Source organism: Njordella aestuarii (assembly GCF_056494165.1).
The window spans coordinates 3,714,631-3,730,319 of sequence record NZ_CM151397.1 but is presented as its reverse complement, the minus strand read 5'-3'; the positions used below and the strand labels follow the sequence as shown (position 1 = coordinate 3,730,319).

The window sequence follows — 15,689 nt, the reverse complement described above, 5'->3', positions numbered from 1 at the left end:
ATTCTCAGTTGCTCCTGATGTTTACTTGACCAGGTATCCCGTAAGCTTTAGAGGTAGAGTCCAGCACAAGCACCCAGTCGAGAAGTTCGCCATGCGTCGGCGTGCGAAAAGTATGTTTCCCTTTTCGCTCCAACGGTTCGTCTAGCTTTGTGGCAACTCCGGTGCGTGGGTCGAACCACCAAGCGACGATCGATGGTCCCACTAGACTCTCTAAATCGATTATTACTGCTCTTCCAACGGGGCAATATACAAACGCATAGGTTCTAGCTGTATCGCGCGTTGCGACAAAGGCCCGTGTACCGGTGCCCGGGATCGATGTTGGAATGTTAGTATTCGCGACGACGTCGTCTGCTGGAATTCGGTCGAGGTAAGGACGTGAGAGCACTAGATTTTTGCAGTGCTGCATTTGGGCTGCACCCGGTTGGTCGATGGCTTCGTTCCAGGGCATCAATGGATTATTGATTGGGTCTTTGTTCGAGCTGTACATTTGCCAAATTGAGTGATGCCCATAGGTATGCCCACAAGCTCCGCTGAACACGTTCCAGTAAAGCGGACGACGCACATCGGCAGACACCGAATGGCCGAAGATACTCGCCTTAAACGCAATGGGATGGTCTTCGTAGATAGGCTCGCCGTCCAGTACAGGTTTAATCGGCGTCAAGTTGAAGTCGTTCCGAGTATTCGAATAGACGTTAGTGAATTCGAGCGAGTGCCCGTTCTGGCGCATATTAAAGTTAAGCCAGTCGGCGTTGTGAAAATCTTTGGATGAACCGGAGCCGCCGCGCGGATGGAAAGTGATCAGGTGTTTCCCTTCGTCGCCTTCACGCAGGCCTGCCGCCATTGCTTCAATTATCTGCCTCTGGTTGTCGGTGTCGACTGTGCGGTCGCCACCCAGAATCCAGATTAGGCCCTTGTCACGGTAACGAGCGCCTAACCACTTCGCATATTTTCTAGCATTCTCAGCGTCGAAAAGTACTTTGCCCTCGTGCGTTTCTTCGTGCCAGTACGATCCCCAGGTTGGTAAAAATCCCACATACATACCACGCTTGTTGGCCTCATCGACGATCCAATCAACGTGGTCCCAGTAATCATTGTCGGGCCCATCCTTGATTGCTATTTCGGTCGGATTGAGATTCTTGAACGGCAGATGTCCATAGGCATTGGGGGCAGCGGGGCCATTCAACTCGGCAATGGCGACGGCTTGAATGACATTGAATCCGAGCCTCTGTCGCTGATCGAGATAATGCGTCGCGTCTTCGCGATTGAGTCGATGGAACAGCTCCCAAGCGGTATCGCCTAACCAGAAGAATGGCTCGTTGGCCTCAGTTACAAGAAAGCGATTGTTGTCACTAACCTTTAGCTGCGGCAAATCTGCAGCGCATGCGGCCGTACCAATGATCCAAACTGCTAACAAAAATAAGACGCGCATGAGTTTAAGCTCCGGTTGAAAATTCGAAGTAAGAGAAACGAAATTGTTGGCTATCTGCTTAGCAAAAATTGACGGCCATAGTTCAAGTGTTCACGCATCAGAAATGACACGTCTTTGTGCGAAGGATCGATGATCGCTGCAACCATTTCGTAGTGGTCCTGGTAACTTTTTGAAAGTCTGCCAGGAACAAGTCGATTGATCCTCAAGATTGAGCGATGGAGTCTGTCAAAGCAACGTTCTAGCCACTGAATGATTTCTTGATTATCCAGAATCTGGGCGAGGAGTCGATGAAATGCGACGTCAAGATATGTCGCTGCAATGGCATCCTCATTTTTGACCGCCTTCAACTGGTCGGCTAGATTCTCTTTAAGTTGCTTACGTTCTTCGGTGGTGAGGCCGCGAGTTGCCAGTTGCGAGATTGCAAAAGGTTCTACCGCCAGTCTTACATCAAACAGTTCACCGATCTCGCGTGCAGAAAGCTCGCGTACCAGAATGCCGCGCTGCGGTGCAACTGTAACCAAGCCTTGACGCTCGAGGTTCTCGAGGGCTACGCGAATCGGAGTTTTGCTCATCCCCAGTCGGCTGGCTAGTTGTCTTTCAGACAGGGCTGACTGCGGTGGAAATACGCCCGTCTGAATCAGTTCTTTGACGCGTTCGTAAGCTTGCTCCTTCAGCAGTACTCGATCAAGCTCCTGCGCAGTTTGCACAATGGATTGAGTCGGAGTGCGGGCGCGTTTGGCTGGCATGGGCTGCGTTCCAAGGCGAATTAAAATTCATAACGCGTCACAGCGGACCGTTGCAGTTTATCTGAGATCTCAGTAAGATGTCAACTAGTTTGCCAAGTTTTCCACAACGCTTTTCGGCTCTGTGTAATTGAAGATGAAGAACACAAGACTTGCTATTGTTGGGGCCGGATTTTGGGCGCGGTATCAGGTGTCAGCTTGGACGGAAGTTCCGGGATGCGAAATTGTTGCGATTGCGGACGAGGACTTTGCGAGAGCAAAAAGTCTGGCGGCGCTGATTGGAATTCCTAAGGTCTTTGACGACGCAGAGCTCATGCTTCGCGAGTTGAAACCGGACTTGGTCGATATCATCACCACCTTGGAGTCGCACGAGTCCTTGGTCAAGCTGGCGGCTAAATATGGCGTTTCTTCGATTTGTCAAAAGCCATTCGCGCCTAGCGTGGAGATTGCGCGGAGTATGCAAGAAAGCTGCGCCCGAGCTGGCGTCTCTTTAGCGATTCATGAAAACTTTCGTTGGCAGCGACCGATCCGAGCTCTTGCGGCCGTCCTCGAATCGAACGTAATTGGTGATGTCTTCCGTGCTCGGATTGATTACTGCAACAGCTTTCCGGTTTTCGACAACCAACCAAATCTCAAATCGCTCGACAATTTTATCATCGCCGATATGGGTAGCCACATTTATGATATCGCTCGGTTCCTCTTTGGCGAATACCAGTCGATTTTTTGTACGGCCTATTCAACGAGGAAAGACATTCGTGGTGAAGATGTGGCGACGAGCATGCTGCTGGCGGATTCGGGTGCGACGGTACTTTGTAATATGAGCTACGGTAGTAAGCTTGAGCATGATCGGTTTCCTGAAACGATCGTTTCCGTGGAAGGCACGAAGGGCAGCGTACTCCTAGATTATGATTACTGGTTGAGTACCACGACCGAGCAAGAGACGGTGCGACGAAGAATCCAGCCCGACTATTACTCGTGGGCCGATTCTCGTTATGAAGTCGTGCATAGTAGCATGGTTGCGTGCAACAGCAATATACTGCAAGCCTTTCAACGCAACATCTTGGCGGAAACACATGGGTTGGATAACATCAAGACGATGCAAATGATCGACGCTGCGTATCAATCGGTGCGTTCCAGGCAGCTTGTGCCACTAAGCTAAGTTTGCGTGATTGTCGCCAACGCCTGAGGTCGTCTAGGCCGTCGATTCACAAAATCGATCATGCGATTTTGCTAGATTCATCGCGCTCAGTTGCTCTTTCTATGCGCATCTGATATACCAAACAGTCAAGAGTCCAACAGTCCTTTTAGGTTCTATTGCAATGTCAGAAACTATCTTTACACGCATCATCAATCGGCAGATACCCGCTGAAATAGTCTATGAAGATGACAAAGCTCTTGCGTTTCATGATATCTCTGCCAAAGCTCCGGTGCATGTTTTGGTAATTCCAAAGAAGCCAATAAAGTCGCTTGCCGATGCAGACGAGGATGACACGCAGCTATTGGGGCATCTACAAATTGTCGTGGCTTTGGTTGCTCGTAAGTTGGGGATTGCGGAAACTGGTTATCGCGTCGTCACCAATATCGGAACCGACGGAGGGCAATCCGTGCCGCATTTGCACTACCATGTGTTAGGTGGCCGAGTGCTTGATTGGCCTCCTGGCTAATGGGACGGTTTCGCAGTGTGTTCTCGGGAATTTTATGGCTACCAAGCACAGACGAAGTTGGCAGCTCGTGCATGGTTTGGCTGAGGGTGCTGAGGTTTTGACAAAATGATTGAATAGACGGCTAGGCCGCAGCGCGTTAAGCTACTCCCACTGGTCGGAGTAACATGTCCAGCAGCGAACGATTATCGATGATGCAGGCTTCTGGCTGCCGCTTGCGGTTTGCAACGATAGGGTCGGCTGCTAGAACGATTGACTAGAAGGTCTTAATGGCCGGCACTTCTGCCTTTAGATATTGCCGAGATTTTGCCCTGCCCCACGCAGAACTATTCGTTGCGCATACTAATTCATGGCAAATTCTGATTCGTCGCTTGTCGATCCAATGCTGCGGGATAGCCCACTGTCGCAGCCTGACCCTCATCAGTCTTCGGCTATTCGAATCGCCGGTATCTACTTGATTGCGGGGATTTGCTGGATCGGGTTGTCCGATCTGGTTTTGACTTTGACTGGAGGCTTAACATCCACCGGTGTGCTTGTGTCGGTGATCAAAGGAGCGATCTTCGTCGCGTTGTCAACGGTCATGGTATTTTGGCTATGTCAACGAGAGTATAGAAACGCCGCGCGATCCACTTCGCTTCTTCGAGCTGTCGTTGAAGGGACGACAGACGCCGTGTTTGTGAAGGATCGCGACGGTCGGTATGTGCTCGTTAATTCCGCGAGTGCAAAGTGCATGGGCCGGTCAGTTGCTAACGTGCTCGGGCGCGATGACAGCGAGTTGTTCGATGGAACCGACGCAGAACGGCTGATGGCAAATGACCGTGATATCATGGCCGGGGGTAAGGTTGTCACTCTCGAAGAGACTATTAGGTTTGCAGGAGGCCTTCAAACGTACGAGGCCACCAAGGCTCCGTACTATGACGCCACAGGAGCGGTGGCTGGATTGATCGGCGTCAGTCGCAACATTACGGAGCGAAAGCAATTTGAGGCTGCCTTGCGTGAAACCGATACGAGGCTTCGCGAGGCACAAAGGATCGCTCGACTAGGCAGCTGGAGTTGGGAGCCGCCGACAAACCGAGTGTGGTGGTCAGATGCCGAATTCGAATTGTTTGGTGTCGACCCCATCGCGGTTCAGCCAAGTTTCGAATCGTTTCTGGAATTATTGCATCCAGAGGACCGCTCAATTGCAATTGCTCGAGTCAAAGCCATGTGGGAAGGTGCCAACGAATTTGCTGACGACTTGCGAGTCGTCCGGGCGGATGGTTCGAGCATGTGGATACACAGTCAAGCTCGTGCAACGCGAGATTCAACAGGGGCTTTGATTCGAGTCGAAGGAACTGACCAGGACATTACGTTACAAATATTAGCGCAGGAAAAAGCGCGGGAGAGTGAGCGGCGCCTGCAGGCGGCCGTGGAAGTCGCAGTTCTTGGCGTCATTGTCATCGATTACGAAGAGCAAACGGCTGAGTTTTCACGTCGGGCAGCCGAACAGTTCGGATTCTCGCCCAATACGAGAGTGAGTCGCCAAGAACTTAGGTCCCGTTGTCATGAAGGGGATCAGGAGCAGCTTGCCAAGGCGATTGAAGTTGCACTAAATCCTGCAGGCTCGGGTGAGGCTGCTTTTGAACACCGCATAGTGCGACCCGACGAGACCATCCGCTGGCTGAACGTACGCATCCAAGTCTCATTCGTCGATGGGCGTCCGGCGGCGGCTGTTGTGGTTACCGCGGACGTGACCGAACGGAGAAACGCTGAGGCGCGTCTTCGCGAGCAAGAGATGTTAGTGCGCGAGGCGGCGGAGCTTGCGAAGGTCGGAGGGTGGGGATTTGACCCGGTAACCTTGCAGCCTGACTGGACTCCCGCGGTGGCCCAAATGTATGGCCTAGATCCCGACTCGCCACCACCGCTTACTCTTGCACTTGATTTCTTCAGCTGCGAACAAAGGGCGGCGCTTGAGGAGGCGCTAGCAGCTGCAATACGAGATGGGATCCCTCATGACATGGAGTTGCACCTAACTGCGGCTAATGGGGAGCAACGCTGGGTTCGGACTATTTGCCGTCCGATCGTCGAAAATGACAGAGTCGTTCGCGTTCGGGGATCGCTCCAAGATATCACCGAGCGAAAACGAGCGGAAGCAGAACTGCGGGCAAGTGAAGAGCGGTACCGACTGCTATTCGATTCGAATCCTCACCCGATGTGGGTATATGATGTGGATACTCTAAAGTTTCTGGCGGTGAACGACACTGCAGTGCTCGCATATGGTTATACACGCGACGAATTTCTTGCGATGACCATCCGCGATATACGACCGGCTGATGAAGTCGAAGAGTTAGAGCTAGTAGTCGGACGTGCTCAGCGCGGCTTAAGTCGATCGCAGCAGTTTAAACACTGTCGCAAAGATGGAACGGTGTTTGACGTGGAAGTTTCCAGCTATGACCTGCCCGATGATCAGGGGCATTCGCGTCTGGTACTGGCGCTCGATATTACTGACCGCAAACGGGCGGAAGCGGAACTCTTTGCAAGTGAACGACGACTCCGATTAGCGCTTGAAGCGGCGGGCGCAATCGCGTTCGTATGGGAGATTCCTACAGACTCAGTGACCAGATATTACAGCACCGAGTCGGCTTTGCCTATCACGGTCGAGCGGGTTGGAAATCTCGACGAGGTACGCGCACGAGTTCACCCCGATGATCTGCAACAGTTTAACGCAAGGCTTTCGCAATGCCTTACAGATGGCTCAGATTACAAGAACGAGTATCGTGTCGTGAGGTACGACAATACTATAGCCTGTCTAGAAGACTATGGGTTCCTTGACCGGGCTGCCGATGGATCACCGCTTTTTCTAACAGGCATGGTATTGGATGTCACTGAGCGGGTTAAAGCCACAGAAGCACTGCGACTGAGCGAGGCTCGGTATCGTCAATTGGTCGATATGTTGCCGACCGCAATCTTTGTTTATGCTGAAAACGCGATCATGTACGGAAACCCAGCGTTTGAAAGGCTGATGGGGACTGAGAGGCCAGATGATTTGATGGGACGCAGCCCTTTCGATATATTCCATGCGACTTCCAACGATAGTTTGCGTCGATGGCAGGAAGAGATGGCGCGCACTGGTACAGTGCTCCAGGGTTGTGAAATGTTGGGATTGCGATGCGACGGTCGTTCTGTGCCTTTACACGTGGTTGGCTCTCGAGTTGAAGGGTACGGGCAGCCAGCAACTCTGGTTGCACTATCGGACCTGACTGAGCGCGAGCGTTCTGCCGCACTGCTAAGGTCTGTCGTCGACAGCGTAGGCGACGCCATCCTTACGATCGATGCGCAAGGCGTAGTGACATCTGCCAGTGGAGCAATTGAGCGACTTTTTGGCTATATCGAGTCGGATCTGTTGGGCCAGAACATGCGAGTCCTAATGCCTGAAACGCATCTTGGGCAAAGCGAACATTTTTTAGCCGACTATCTTCAAACAAATGCTCCTAAAGTCACAGGTGTCGGTCGTGAGGTTGAGTGCCGGCGAATCGACGGAACCGCCTTTCCAGCAGAGCTTACGATCACAGAGTTCTTACGTGACGGTGTGCGGGAGTTTACTGGAGTGCTTCGGGATATTACCGCGCGGCGACAACTGGAAGAGCAGTTTAGGCAATCGCAAAAGATGGAAGCCGTGGGACGTTTGGCTGGTGGAGTCGCACACGATTTCAACAACTTGCTGACCGTGATCAACGGGTACGCCGAGCTTGTTCTCGCAAGCCTGTCGCCAGACGACAAGACGCGCGTGCCGCTAGCTGCAATTCACGATGCTGGTGAACGGGCCTCTCGGGTAACAAACCAACTTCTGGCACTTAGCCGCCGATCGATGGTCGAGCCGCGTCTAGTCGACTTAAACGAGCTCGTGGCGGAATCGGCCAATCTGTTCCGAAGATTGATCGGTGAGGACATTGCTTTGATAGTCTTGAGTGCCTCGTCTCCGGTGCGCGTCGTGCTCGACCCCGGGCAGCTTGAGCAAGTACTAATGAACTTGGTCGTAAACGCGCGCGACGCTATGCCGACCGGAGGACGGCTGACTATTGAGACATGCGAAGTAGAACATGATCCGACATTGGATCGTGCTTTTCCGGATTTGTCGCCTGGGCGATACGCGTCATTGCGAGTCACAGATACAGGATGTGGCATGAGAGGAGATGTAAAGGACAAGATTTTCGAGCCGTTTTTTTCCACTAAGGGCGTTGGCAAGGGAACGGGGCTTGGGCTGGCAGTTGTGCACGGTGTCGTCAAACAGTCTGGCGGGGCGATCACTGTCGAGTCCACTGTTGATCTTGGGACGTCTTTCAAAGTCCTTCTCCCGTCTGCGACTAATTTGACGAATGAGAGTGCGATCGAGGAAAACAACGCGGCTACCTTTGGTGGCGAAACAGTCCTGATTGTTGAAGATGAGGCTTCAGTGCGAGCTCTTGTTAAGCTTGTGTTGGAAGGGCACGGCTACACCGTTCTCACCGCGGCGGGAGGCTTGGAAGCGCTTGACGGTCTTCGACGATGCTCAAGTCGAGTCGATCTGCTGGTGACCGATGTCATTATGCCCGGAATGAGCGGGCGCGAGCTAGCCGAGATTGCTAGATATGAACGTCCTGGGTTGCGCGTGCTATACATGAGTGGGTACACCGATGACGCGTTAGACCGGCACGGTTTGCAAGGTACGACCGACCAATTCATTCAGAAACCGTTCACGCCGCAGGGGCTGGCCGGCCAAGTCCGCGCAATCCTCGACCAAACCTAATAAAGCAATTGCTGAGCAATCGAATCGCGCTCCGAAGAGCATACTCAAGCCTAGTAAAGCGACGTTATATTACCAATAGATTTTTGCGGTTGAAATCGCTAAGATGGGTCGCATGGACCGATTTCTTTGCCTAATTTTGATTCCGATTTTTGTGCTAGGTAATGCTGTACCTCGCTTACACACGGGCTGTGGTCTAGTTGAATCGCCAGGGGAAGAAGTGCAACCCCATGTACACTTAAACTCTCATCACCACGATCATGATCACCATGGCCACTCGCACCATGGCCACTCGCACCATGGCCAAACGTATCGTGGCCACGCTCACTTGGTTGTCGATGACGAACAAGCGGAGAGGGTACTTGTCTGTGCAACGACAGACCACGACGCGGACGCAATTTATTTGACTTCCGTTTCGTACTCGATGTCGGTCGTTTCTCATCTGAGTCTGGTTCCCGGGCAAGTGGTCAGTTGGCAAGTGGTTTCTTCACTTTCCAACCTACGAAGTGAACTTCAGTATGCCGCTGGCGTTCCGCCGGACAAGCATGCCTCGCTTCCGATTTTTCTTCTCACTGCTGCGCTTCGGTTGTAGCGAGTTTCTGCGCGTTTCTCTCAAGCGCCGAATACCCTTCTGCATTTGTTGCTCGATCGTGTAACAATATTTTTGTTCGCGACCGAAAAGTCTCTTTTGCATTGGTTAGACAGGCTGAGATCTTGCGCGCAAGCCAGAAACAACGCGTATCCTTTGGGTATCTAATGTAGGGAGCAAAAAGAGTGAATCGAACTGGAAATTTGCTGACGTTCTGCGCGGTTGTCGCCATTATTGGCGCAGTTTGGGTCTATCGCGCCAATATCTCTGTTGAACAGACAGGCAACGCATCGTCCGAAGACGAACCAAGTTCTACCTCTTCGGAACCATCAAATGTACTTGAGATTAGCAGTCAGGCTCGCAAGAATTTGAATGTAGTTACTTTGCCCGTGCGACCTCAGACTTATTGGAGATCGGTGGCGATTCCAGGCGCAATTGCCGATCGGCCTGGAATGTCGGACCGCGCCGTAACGTCGCCTGCGGTCGGAGTTGTAACTGCGATTCACGCTTTCCCGGGGGACACACTGCCCTCCGGAAATCCGCTGATTACGTTACGTCTATTTAGCGAATATCTCCAAAATACGCAGACGGCTTTATTCAAAGCCAGTCAAGAAATGGCGATTATTCAGGAGCAGATTGATAGGCTTTCCAGTTTGGTCACTTCCGGTGCGGTTTCGCAAACGCGGTTAATCGAATTGAAAGCCGATATGAGCAGACAGCGAGCAAGCATCCAGTCGGCGCGGCAGGACCTCCTTACGCGCGGATTACTTCCAGAACAAATCGAGCGCGTAGAACGCGACGGAGAGTTTGTCTCGACGATCGACATTGCCGTTCCACCCGTTTTGAATAGAAATAAACCCGATCAAAATTCAACCGACCTGGACCTACAACAAACCAACTCGGGTGCAGACGCAAGGTACGAAGTACAAGAGTTGAGTGTCGAGATGGGGCAGCAAGTCCAGGCAGGACAACTGCTTGCCAAATTAGCGAATCATCAGTCGCTATACATCGTCGGTCATGCTTTCAAGAAGGAAGCAGCCTTTTTAGAAGCAAGCGTCAAAGAGCATCGACCTGTTAAGATCGAGTTTGCGGATGACAATGAAAAGACTTGGGGTGACATCAATCAAACCTTTCATGTTCGATATCTCGCCAATTCCATTGACCCTAACAGTCGTACGTTCGATTTTTTCGTGCCTCTAAGCAATCAGTCGCATGCGTATGAAAAAGACGGAACGCGATTTTTTGTCTGGCGATTTAGACCCGGTCAACGGGTAAGGATTCACGTTCCCGTAGAAATGTTCGAGAACGTTTTTGTGCTGCCTTCGGAGGCAGTCGTGCGGCAAGGTCCAGAGGCCTACGTCTTTCGTCAAAATGGCGACTTATTCAAACGTTTCTCTGTGCATGTGGTGCATGAAGATCGGCTGGAAACTGTGATCGCCAACGATGGTAGTATTCCGAACGGAAGCTATCTGGCACAAAATGCAGCGGCGTCATTAAATCGTGTATTAAAAGCACAAGCGGCAAGCGGTGTTCAGCCGGGCTTTCACGTACACGCCGATGGAACTGTGCACGCGGCTCATTAATGCACTCACCGGTCGATTTGCAGACCCTCGAGCTTCATTGACGTCCGACCAGCACTCTCAAATTAAAAACAATATCGCTGATGCTAAATTCGATCATTAAGTTTTCACTTCGCTACCGTACGTTGGTAGTCATTCTTAGTTTGGTCGTCTTGATCTACGGATCGTACATTGGTGCGCAGATGCCAATCGACGTATTTCCTGATCTCGACCGTCCCCGTGTGGCAATAGTTACCGAAGCACCTGGTTTGGCGACCGAGGAAGTTGAAACTTTGGTCAGCCATCAAATTGAGATCGCAATGATGGGATCGAGCGGCGTACAAGCTGTTCGCAGTCAATCGACGGCTGGCCTTTCCGTGATTTATATCGAGTTTAACTGGTCCACCGAAATACGCGCCGCACGTCAGATCGTTCAAGAACGCCTAAATATACTCGAGGGCGTTTTGCCAACGGGGATTCGTCCGCAGATGACGCCGCCTTCCTCAATTATGGGGCAGATTGTTGTAGCGGGAATCTATCGACGACGCGGTCCGAATGATGGGCAACTCGCACAGGTTGGTAATACCAACATGATGGCCGAGCTTGTTGAAGATGCGAGCGACGCACCGCAAATTAAAGTTTGGTTGCCAGTAAATCGACACGATGTCGGTACGTGGCGTCCCGTGGAAACCACGAGCGTTCAATGGACGAGTAACTCGCTTGAAGACGATCAAGAAGAAGTTCTACATGGGACTGCAGCAATCGATATTCGTGGACGAATATACGAATCAATCTTCTATACGGAAGTAAAACAGCAGCTTGAACTTCGATCGATCTCCGACTGGATAGTTCGACCGCGTTTGTTAAAAGTACACGGCGTTGCCGAAGTATTTATGTTGGGAGGCAACCGCAAGCAATATCAGATCTTGATCGATCCGACCGCACTGATTGAATACGATGTCACATTACAAGACGTTGAACTTGCGATGCGGATGAGCAATATCAACACGAGCGGTGGCTTTGCAGTTACTGGCGAGACGGAAAGGCCGATCCGAATTCTTGGCCGGTTGGGGCCAGAGTCACGCGACGTGATCAACGATCTCAAAAAGGTACCAATCGGCAAGAATCCTACGCGATCGGTACTTCTGGAGCAAGTCGCTAGCGTGACGGAAGGCTCTCAGTTCAAACGTGGCGATGGCAGCATCAATGGTCAGCAAGGCGTCGTGTTTACGATTGTCAAGCAACCTCAAACTGATACGCGGGAGTTGACCGAAAACGTTGCCAAGGCGTTCCGCGAAGTTGAAGCCTCATTACCTGCGGATGTTGTGATTAACAGCGAACTTTTCCGACTCAAGAACTTTATTGACCGCGGCATATTTAACGTGGCTGAAGCGCTCGTGATTGGTGCTGGGTTAGTCATAGTGGTGTTATTCCTGTTTTTGCTAAATTTTCGCACCACATTTATAACGCTTACGGCGATTCCGTTATCTCTCGTCTTGACCACGCTCGTGTTCCGAATGATTGGCTGGCTAAGTAACAGTGAGCTTTCAATCAACGTGATGACGCTAGGTGGAATTGCTGTCGCGATGGGCGAATTGGTCGATGACGCGATTGTCGATGTGGAAAATATTTTTCGCCGACTACAACAGAACAATGCTCTGCCGGCGGAGCATCGTTCTTCGTCAATTTTAGTCGTGTTTGAAGCAAGTCGTGAGATCCGCACTTCGATTGTCTTCGGCACTATAGTCGTAATACTTTCGTTCATCCCTTTGTTCGCTTTGACCGGAGTTGAAGGTAGGCTCTTTACTCCGCTTGCGTTTGCATACATCGTAGCGATTCTCGCATCTTTCATTGTGTCCATAACTGTTACGCCTGTGTTGTCGTACTACCTCTTGCCTGCGTCGAATGCGACGCATCGTACAGGGGACAGTTTCGTACTGAACGGCTTAAAGAGGCTATTCGCACCATTTGTCAAATTCAGTATGCGCATGCCTGTCGCACTACTTTGCCTGACATGGATTAGTGTGGGGATTGCAGGTTGGCAAATGTCGAGACTTGGTCGAAACTTTCTGCCACCTTTCGACGAAGGAAGTGTCCAAGTCAATGTAACGCTGCCGCCCGGATCTTCTCTTGACGCATCAAATCAAGTATCGAGCACGATCGACTCCATTTTCCTTTCCATGCAAAAGACGCCTGACAATCCTGCCGGGGAGATTCTGTACTTCGTTCGCCGAACTGGTCGTGCTGAAATGGACGAGCATGCATCACCAGTCAATGTAGGCGAGTATATCCTCAGTATGAATTCAGAATCGGAGGTTGATCGTGACGATACAATTCGCCGCTTAAGAGAGAAAATCAGCAACGAAGCGCCGGGAGTTGATATCGAGGTAGAACAACCACTTGCGCACTTGATCAGTCACATGATCTCGGGCGTTTATGCTCAGATCGCAATCAAGATTTATGGGGACGATCTTGACACGCTGCAACAGGTTTCGGCGAGAGTGAAAGACATTATCCAAGATGTTCCGGGGATTACTCCACCGATTGTTGAACCAATTCAAACGTCACCGGAACTGCATATCAAGTTGCGAACAGAGGATTTGGCACTTTATGGGCTGACGAGGGCATATGGAGCAAACGTCCTGCAAACTGCATTGCAAGGCGAAGTGGTTTCTCAAGTGTTGGAAGGGCAGCGGCGTTTCGATCTGTTAATACGGCTGGAAGAGCAGTATCGCACGGACTATGCAAATCTCAACAGGCTACGCATCGATCTGCCACACTTGCAGGGGGAGCCCGAGCGTGGGCAAATTGAATTGCGCGACGTGGCGGATGTAATCGAAGGCACTGGCCCGAATTCGGTAAATCGCGAAAACGCGCGGCGAAGAATTGTTATAAGATGCAACACAGAAGGTCGTGATTTAGCCGGCGCTGTAAATGACATAATGCGAGTCGTCGAAAATGAAGTTGAACTTCCAGTTGGGTACTTCATCGAGTATGGCGGTCAGTTTGAAAGTCAGCAGCGAGCCACGAGGCTGCTTATACTGTTAACAGGTGTTTCCGTTGTGGGAATGTTCGTAGCGCTGCTGATTTTATTTCCGTCAGTGCGTATAGTGTTGCAAATCCTAAACGCTTTACCTACTGCGTTTATTGGCGGTGTTGTTGCGCTCGTGGTTACCGACCAGACGCTAACAGTTGCGAGCCTTGTGGGTTTCATTTCGCTCGGTGGCATCGCTGTGCGAAATGGTATCTTGTTGGTAACGCACTACTTCTACCTCATGAAAGTAGAGGACGAAGATTTTACGAAATCGATGATACTTCGCGGGAGCATGGAACGCCTCGCACCAGTACTCATGACCGCTCTGACGGCTGGTATTGGATTGATACCGCTTGTAATTGGAGGCGAGGCGCCCGGACGAGAAATCTTATACCCTGTCGCAACAGTTATTCTGGGCGGTTTAGTTACGTCTACATTTTGTGAATTCCTGATTCACCCTGGTATGTTTTGGAAATTCAGCGGTCAAGACGCCAAGCGTTTGGCGGTCGCTGAGGATATAGACCTTTTTGGAGGAAAATGACGATGAAATGTTGGAACTCTACTTTGCTATTGGGATGCGCTTTAATGGCTAGCGGATGCAATAGATCTAGCGAGCCGACACCTGCGAATACCGCAGTATCGACAGCCGAAACCGGCAGTAATCGCAGCGATCTAGACCACAACACAGCCGATGCAGCTCATGATCATAGTGTTGCTGGGCATTCACATGGGGCGGGGCCGCACGGCGGGACGATCGCGGACTGGGGCGGAGGCAAGTATCATATCGAATTCGTTGTTGACCATGAGACGCAACAAGCGACCACCTACGTCTTAGGAAGCGACGAAAAGACACCTTCACCAGTTGGCGCTGAGAGTATTGAGCTCAGCATCAGCAATCCAGAGATGCTGATCACATTACAAGCGGCACCGCAAGAGAACGATCCACAAGGGACTGCATCGCGATTTATCGGTACGCATGAGAAACTGGGTATTGTGCAAGAGTACTCCGGAACTATTACGGGTCTAATTGACGGTACTCCGTACTCTGGTGATTTCGCTGAAGAAGCCCACAGTAGTCATACTCACTAGTGGTGCGTCAACGTTAGAAGTTAGGTTTAGTAGTTTTGGTGCGCGGGCGTCTCGCCCTTTTGCAACCCCACATCTCTTTTGACCCCTACGAACTTGTTTCGTGAGTGAATAAGTTTGGCAAGCTAGAAACCGAAGCTCACCCAATCCAGCGCGTTTAACTTGGAAGGTTGCGCAATTGCATCTAGCTTGCCAAACTCGGCTTCATGCCAGACGAGCTGGCAGGGGAGCAATACTTGATGACTTGTGAGGTTAAAAAAGGCGCCCCGCTCGCATTTGACAAAAAGCTTGGTTAACTGAAAAGCTGGTAACCAAACGACATGATGACCGATTGCGAAGTTGTTTGTCGCTATCGAAAATGGAAAAACGCTGGTGAGAGGGTTTGATTTAATGTTGAGTCGAGTACAACCGACTCTTCGATACGTAATCTCTAATGCCATGCACCGTGATTTGAGAGTAGTGAAAAACCAAGCGAGGTCGATAAATAGATGGCGAAAGAAGAAAACCATATCCAAAATGTCGTGGCTGGGACTTGTCTTGGTGCAATAATCGGTGCAGGGATTGGTCTCGGAGTTTGCGTTTTCTGGTTCGATGATCCACCGTTCTTCGCCGGTGACACGATCTTAATCGGTGCGGTCGTCTGCGGTGTGCTCGGGTTCTTTCTTGGCGAAGGTTTCATTGAATGGTTAAAAGATAATTGGTGGCATTTTTGGTGATTGCCAGCAGTGCGATCAACGAACTCTTAGTTATCGGAAGGTTAACCTGGGTTCAAGCTAACGCCGGAGCGAGGAAACAAGATTTATCACAACAAAAGCTTTGGCATTAG

The 15,689-nt window shown here is 51.0% G+C and carries 10 protein-coding genes; 8 read left to right on the top strand and 2 right to left on the bottom strand.

Annotated elements, in window-relative coordinates:
• Window positions 1-4: 4 nt before the first annotated feature.
• The gene (locus tag SH451x_RS14935) at window positions 5-1,429 is read right to left on the bottom strand and encodes a glycoside hydrolase family 140 protein (protein WP_479357785.1); all 1,425 of its coding nucleotides are present in this window, start codon (window positions 1,427-1,429) and stop codon (window positions 5-7) included.
• Between the two features lie 50 nt (window positions 1,430-1,479).
• A complete protein-coding gene (locus tag SH451x_RS14930) occupies window positions 1,480-2,175 on the bottom strand; it encodes a GntR family transcriptional regulator (RefSeq protein ID WP_479357784.1) in 696 nt (231 codons plus the stop codon).
• A 133-nt stretch (window positions 2,176-2,308) separates the two neighbouring features.
• Between SH451x_RS14930 and SH451x_RS14925 the strand changes: the two genes are divergently transcribed.
• The 8 genes from SH451x_RS14925 to SH451x_RS14890 all read left to right on the top strand — a co-directional run bounded on the left by SH451x_RS14925 (window position 2,309) and on the right by SH451x_RS14890 (window position 15,579).
• Window positions 2,309-3,331: a Gfo/Idh/MocA family protein gene (locus SH451x_RS14925; protein ID WP_479357783.1), complete on the top strand. Its 1,023-nt coding sequence runs from the start codon at window positions 2,309-2,311 to the stop codon at window positions 3,329-3,331.
• 160 nt (window positions 3,332-3,491) lie between these two features.
• Window positions 3,492-3,836: a histidine triad nucleotide-binding protein gene (locus SH451x_RS14920; protein ID WP_479357782.1), complete on the top strand. Its 345-nt coding sequence runs from the start codon at window positions 3,492-3,494 to the stop codon at window positions 3,834-3,836.
• Window positions 3,837-4,182: 346 nt separating this feature from the next.
• Entirely contained in the window at window positions 4,183-8,598 is a 4,416-nt protein-coding gene (locus SH451x_RS14915; RefSeq protein WP_479357781.1) for a PAS domain S-box protein, read from the top strand.
• Window positions 8,599-8,710: 112 nt separating this feature from the next.
• Window positions 8,711-9,187, top strand: a complete 477-nt coding sequence (locus SH451x_RS14910; RefSeq protein WP_479357780.1) for a hypothetical protein — start codon at window positions 8,711-8,713, stop codon at window positions 9,185-9,187.
• A 182-nt stretch (window positions 9,188-9,369) separates the two neighbouring features.
• A complete protein-coding gene (locus SH451x_RS14905; protein WP_479357779.1) occupies window positions 9,370-10,767 on the top strand; it encodes an efflux RND transporter periplasmic adaptor subunit in 1,398 nt (465 codons plus the stop codon).
• An 80-nt stretch (window positions 10,768-10,847) separates the two neighbouring features.
• Window positions 10,848-14,318, top strand: a complete 3,471-nt coding sequence (locus tag SH451x_RS14900) for an efflux RND transporter permease subunit (RefSeq protein ID WP_479357778.1) — start codon at window positions 10,848-10,850, stop codon at window positions 14,316-14,318.
• 2 nt (window positions 14,319-14,320) lie between these two features.
• On the top strand, window positions 14,321-14,866 hold the full coding sequence (locus tag SH451x_RS14895; protein WP_479357777.1) for a hypothetical protein: 546 nt from the start codon (window positions 14,321-14,323) through the stop codon (window positions 14,864-14,866).
• Between the two features lie 485 nt (window positions 14,867-15,351).
• Window positions 15,352-15,579, top strand: coding sequence for a hypothetical protein (locus SH451x_RS14890; RefSeq protein WP_479357776.1), 228 nt, complete (start codon window positions 15,352-15,354; stop codon window positions 15,577-15,579).
• The last annotated feature ends 110 nt before the right edge of the window (window positions 15,580-15,689 follow it).